The following is a 2,148-nucleotide window of genomic DNA, read 5'->3' as shown; positions in this document are numbered from 1 at the left end:
GGAATTAATAAGAAACTGCTAACGGGTTCTGGGTAATAAGTAATCCGTGCAAAGGTGGAATGGACTAAGTTTTGCTGGGTAACGATTACTCCCTTGGGTTGACCTGTGGAGCCTGATGTGTAAATAATGTAGGCGAGGTTTTCTAATGTGCTTGTACTGCTGGGGTTTTCTGGACTCTCCCGCGCTATGATCTGCCAGTCTGAGTCTAGGCAGACAACTTGGGCTGTGTGGGTAGGTAAGTCTGCTATTAGCCGTGCTTGAGTCAGCAGGACTTGCACTTGAGCATCTTTCAGTATAAAAGCGAGATTTTCTTGGGGATATGTTGGGTCTAAAGGTACGTAGGCTCCTCCTGCCTTCAGAATTCCCAAAATTCCCACTATCATCTCCAAGGAACGCTCGACACAGAGAGCCACCGGCACATCGGAAGTTACCCCTAAACGCTGCAAGTAATGAGCCAGGGCATTAGCTCGATGATTTAGCTGTTGGTAACTTAGTTGTTCACCTGCAAAGGCGATCGCGATCGCATTAGGATTTTTTGCTACCATAGCCTCAAAGTGTTGATGGATACAGCAGTCTTGGGGATATTTGGTGGCGGTGTTATTCCATTCTACGAGTAACATTTGCCGTTGGCGATCGCCCAAAAGACATTGAGACTCGTAACGTGCCAACGGCTGTGCAGACATTACTGTTAGTGTTTCTCTAAAATGACTGCCAATAGTCTCTAACTGGGCATGACTTATCTGTGTCAAGTCGCACTCTAAATCGAGTTGGATGCAATCTGAGGCATGATTGAGATTAAACTCAGACCGCAAGGTAAAATGAGTTTCACCAAAACCCCTCGCCCCTAAAACTTCCAAATCTTTGAGACTTTGCAGACTCTCATAAACATGAAAGTTAGTGTAATTAAAAACAGTTTCAACCAGAGGCTGGAGAGCCTGACGACCAACAAGTTGGTGTAAATCTGCGTAAGGATAACGCCTGAAGGGTAACAACTCTCGTTCAGCTGCAAAAACCTGCTGCACTAACTCTAGCCAAGTTCCACCCATCAGCTGCAAACGCAAGGGAACCGTGTTCAAATGGATTCCTAAAGTTTTTTCTCCGTCAGCTTCTTCCAATCGACCATTAGACTCAAGCCCTGTGAGGACATCGCTCTCGCCACTCAACAAACTCATCACCCTGACGTGTGCAGCTAACAAGACGTTTTTGAGTGGGACTTCTGCTAACCGAGCCAGTTTTTGCAATTTCTCGGAAAGTTCAGGGGAGATAGGGACATCTAAAAAGCCAATTTCCGGGGTATTTGTGCTGTGGTGAGCCACCACCCAACGAGCTATTCTCGTGGTTACACAATCGGCTAATTTTTGCCTCCAAAAATCTTGAGAGTCTAGCGATGCCTGCGGCGGCAAGCTACGCAATGTTGAACGCTCTAAAGCAACAAAATCTCGATAAGCTATGGTTGGGGCTGGTTCAATGGCATCGCTTTTACCCTTGAGCAGAGCATAATAATGATGCAGCAATTCTGTCAGCAAACAAGCTTTGCTCCAGCCGTCAAGAATAGAAGTGTGACAGCTAAAGGTTAGATAAAAAGACTGCTCTGTAAGGCGGTGAATGAAAAAGCGAATAAATGGTGGGGAAGACCAATCAAAATTTCGTCGTTTTTCAGATGTTATCCAGGTGGAAAGTGCTTGTTGTTGTTGCTCTGGTGAGAAACCGCGCAAGTCCTCGACGTGAAAGGGAGCATTAACTTGTTGATGAACTAACTGTAGAGGTTCACTAAAGTTAGTCAGATCAAAGGATGTCCGCAGGATAGCATGGCGATCGACAACGTGCTGTAGAGCTTTTTGAAACAATTGGATGTCTAGACGAACTTGCAAATTGTAAAGGAAAATATCATGGTACATTGGCTCATCAGGCATGGACTGACTGTGAAAAATCACCCCAGCCTGAACCCTAGCCAAAGGATAGGCATCTTCTACATCTTTGGGTAGCTTTTGCCGTTCTGCGTGGGAAATCAGACTAAATGGCTCTGTTTTCCGAGTTACTAGGGCACTGGGTTCAACAAAGGTAATTTCTTGTGCCAGTGAGTCGATAGTCTGATGCTGGAAAATCTGCGCTAAGGAGAAGCTTAAACCTTTTGCAGTGGCTCTAGCT

Annotated in this window: 1 protein-coding gene; it reads right to left on the bottom strand. The window is 45.6% G+C overall.

From position 1 onward, the window contains the following. On the bottom strand, positions 1-2,148 hold a 2,148-nt coding region (locus tag LC574_RS37065; RefSeq protein WP_229458613.1), incomplete at both ends, for a condensation domain-containing protein.

Source organism: Nostoc sp. CHAB 5715 (assembly GCF_020829685.1).
Lineage (GTDB): Bacteria > Cyanobacteriota > Cyanobacteriia > Cyanobacteriales > Nostocaceae > Nostoc.
Note: the sequence above shows the minus strand (reverse complement) of the source record. Positions and strands in the feature narration are given on the sequence as shown.